The organism is Stenotrophomonas sp. Sm6012 (assembly GCF_030985895.1).
GTDB classification, from domain to species: Bacteria; Pseudomonadota; Gammaproteobacteria; order Xanthomonadales; family Xanthomonadaceae; genus Stenotrophomonas; species Stenotrophomonas forensis.
Window position 1 is genome coordinate 1 of sequence record NZ_JAPTFX010000243.1, and the last position, 3122, is coordinate 3122.

The 3122-nt window shown below is 69.5% G+C and carries 3 protein-coding genes; 1 reads left to right on the forward strand and 2 read right to left on the reverse strand.

Translation table 11 applies throughout. The features are described 5' to 3' along the window. Positions 1–41: 41 nt before the first annotated feature. Positions 42–893, reverse strand: coding sequence for a formyltetrahydrofolate deformylase (gene purU / locus O0J73_RS21975; protein ID WP_008265630.1), 852 nt, complete (start codon positions 891–893; stop codon positions 42–44). 114 nt (positions 894–1007) lie between these two features. Here purU and O0J73_RS21980 point away from each other — a divergent pair, with 114 nt between their 5' ends. After that, entirely contained in the window at positions 1008–1919 is a 912-nt protein-coding gene (locus tag O0J73_RS21980) for a LysR family transcriptional regulator (protein ID WP_197564779.1), read from the forward strand. 3 nt (positions 1920–1922) lie between these two features. Here the strand turns inward: O0J73_RS21980 and O0J73_RS21985 are convergent, their stop codons facing one another. After that, a complete protein-coding gene (locus O0J73_RS21985; protein ID WP_308309637.1) occupies positions 1923–3023 on the reverse strand; it encodes an NADH:flavin oxidoreductase/NADH oxidase in 1101 nt (366 codons plus the stop codon). Between the last annotated feature and the right edge of the window lie 99 nt (positions 3024–3122).

A 3122-nucleotide genomic window follows, 5' to 3' on the forward strand; every position in this document is an offset into this window, starting at 1 on the left:
GCAATCCCGGGATCCCTGCAGTTGCCGGCCAGCGGCCGGCACTACCGGAACACGACCGTGCGATGCCCGTTGAGCAGGATGCGGTGCTCGACATGCCGGCGCACGGCACGCGCCAATACCAGCGATTCGGTATCACTGCCCAGCCGCACCAGCTCACGCGGCGCCATGGCATGGTCCACGCGCGCGACGTCCTGTTCGATGATCGGGCCTTCGTCCAGATCCTCGGTGACGTAGTGCGCGGTGGCGCCGATGATCTTGACCCCGCGCGCGTGTGCCTGGTGATACGGCTGCGCGCCCTTGAAGCTGGGCAGGAAGCTGTGGTGGATGTTGATCGCGCGGCCAGCCAGGGCGCGGCATAGCGTGGGCGAGAGAATCTGCATGTAGCGCGCCAGTACCACCAGGTCGATGCGTTCGCGCTCGACCAGATCGATGATCTGCTGTTCCTGCACTGCACGCGTGTCCGCGTTCACCGGCAGATGGTGGAACGGCACCTGGTAGGACGCGGCCAGCGGCGCGAAGTCGGCGTGGTTGGATGCCACCGCGGCGATGTCCACTTTCAACTGCCCGCTGTGGGCGCGGAACAGCAGGTCGTTCAGGCAATGCCCCTGTTTGCTGACGAGCACCAGCAGGCGCGCGCGGCGACGGCCATCATGCAGCTGCCAGTCCATGCCGTAGTCGGCGGCCAACGCGGCCATCGCGGCATGCACGGTGTCCAGCGGCAGGCTGGCGTCGCGGTCGAAGTGCACGCGCAGGAAGAAGCGGCCGCTTTCCTCATCGCCGAACTGCTGGGCGTCGAGGATGTTGCAGCCATGGTCGAACAACAGGCCGGACACGCGGTAGACGATGCCGGTACGGTCGGGGCAGGACAGGGTGAGGATGGAATCGGGGCGCATCGCCCGAGTGTAGGGCAGCGCCCGGCCGCGCGGATCGATGGTCACCGTTGCAACCGAACGGCTTGGTTCAGTCCCAAGCGATACTTGCCCTTCCGCATGGCAAGCTGGTCGGTCATGAACCTGTTGCAACTGATCCGCAGCTTCACCCGCACCGCAGAGACCGGCAGCATTGCCGCTGCGGCCCGCACGCTTGGCATCAGCGCCACCGCCGTCGGCCAGAACATCAACCGGCTGGAGGCGCATCTGGGCGTACGGCTGCTGAACCGAAGCACGCGCCAGCTGGCACTCAGCGAGGCCGGCGCGCTGTACCTGGCGCGGGTACGCCATATCGAAGCCGACCTGGCGCGCGCGCAGGCGATGGTCACCGCCGGTGACATCGAACCGGCCGGGCCCCTGCGCATCGCCAGCAGCAGCGCGTTCGGCCGCCACGTGCTTGCGCCGTTGCTGCCTTCGCTGCAGCAACGCTACCCGCAACTGCAGCTGGAGCTGCGCCTGAGTGACCGCGCCGTGCAGCATGGACCGGAAGCGGTGGATGCCAGCATCCGCATCGGTGCGCAGCTGGAAGATGGCGTGGTCGCGCGGCAGCTGGCACGCATTCCGTTCGTGTTCTGCGCCGCGCCGGCCTACCTGAAGGCACACGGCACGCCGCAGCAACCCTCGGAACTGGGCAGCCATCGCGGCCTGCTGCACCGCTTCCCCACCGACGGCCGCCCGCTGCGCTGGGGCCTGCTGAACGACGGCCAGCGCGTGGACGCGGCGCTGCCGCCGAGCATGGTCTGCGATGACATTGATGCGCTGGCCGAGCTGGCTGCCGCAGGTGCAGGCATCACCCGGCTGGCGGCGTTCGTGGCCGAGCCGTACCTGCGCGACGGCCGCCTGCAGGCGGTGTTCGGCGCAGACACCGCGTGGCGGCCGGAACCGATGGAGGTCTATTTCTGCGTCAGCGACCGCCGCGACTTCACCGCCAAGATCCGCGCGCTGTTCGAGCACCTGCAGGCCGGCATGGCGCCGGCCTGGCGGGTGTGAGCCTCAGCGTGCCTTGAATACGCCGCGCGCATCACGCGGTTCGCAGCGCAGGTACTGCGGCGCCGGTTCCACGCTGTCGCGCAGCGCGGCGGCGGCATGCCACGGCCAACGCGGGTCGTAGAGGATGCCGCGCGCCAGTGCCACCGCGTCGGCGTGGCGATGGCGCAGGATCGATTCGGCCTGCTCGGGCTCGGTGATCATGCCCACCGCAATGACCGGCATGCGCACCTTGGCCTTGATTGCGGCTGCGAACGGCACCTGGTAACCCGGGCCGACGGTGATCTTCTGGCGTTCGTCGAGTCCGCCGCTGGAGACGTGCAGGAAGTTGCAGCCGCGCGCGTCCAGCACCTGCGCCAGCGCCTCGCTCTGTACCAGATCCCAGCCACCGTCGACCCAGTCGCTGGCGGAAATGCGCACGCCCACGGCGACCTTGTCCGATACCGCCGCGCGCACCGCGTCGAATACTTCCACCAGCAGGCGCAGGCGGTTCGGCAGCGAGCCGCCGTAGCCATCGGTGCGGCGGTTGCTCAGCGGCGACAGGAACTGGTGCAGCAGGTAGCCGTGTGCGGCGTGCAGTTCGATCAGCTCGAAACCGAGGCGCTCGGCGCGCACCGCGCTGGCAGCAAAGGCGGCGATGACGTCGGCGATGCCGGCCTCGTCCAGTTCCTGCGGCGCCGGATCGGCGGCATGGAACGGCAGCGGCGACGGCGCCACCGTGGCCCAGCCACGCGCATCGTCGGCCGGCAGCTGGCCACCGCCGTCCCACGGACGCCTCACCGAGGCCTTGCGGCCGGCATGGCCCAGCTGGATGCCCAGCGGCATCGGCGACCAGCGGCGGACGCTGGTCAGCACCTGCGCCAGCGCGGCCTCGGTGCCGTCATCCCACAGGCCCAGGTCGGCCCAGCTGATGCGCCCGCGCGGCTCGACCGCGGTGGCTTCCAGGATCAACAGTCCGGCGCCGGACTGCGCCAGGTTGCCAAGGTGCATTGCGTGCCAGTCGCTGGCGCGGCCATCTTCGGCGGAGTACTGGCACATCGGCGCGATCACGATGCGGTTGGACAGGGTCAGGGGGCCGAACGAAATCGGCGAAAACAGCTGGGTCACGGGGGGGCGGGGGGGCCGGCGCCCACGGCCAGGCTCAACGCTGCGGCGGACAACAGATGGCGTGCCTGCATGGCGCGGTTCCTCCGGTGGTCTGATCGA

Excerpts from the sequence above, each read along its gene's own strand:
- purU (WP_008265630.1), bottom strand. The coding sequence starts at position 893 with ATGCGCCCCGATTCCATCCTCACCCTGTCCTGCCCCGACCGTACCGGC.
- O0J73_RS21980 (WP_197564779.1), top strand. The coding sequence starts at position 1,008 with ATGAACCTGTTGCAACTGATCCGCAGCTTCACCCGCACCGCAGAGACC.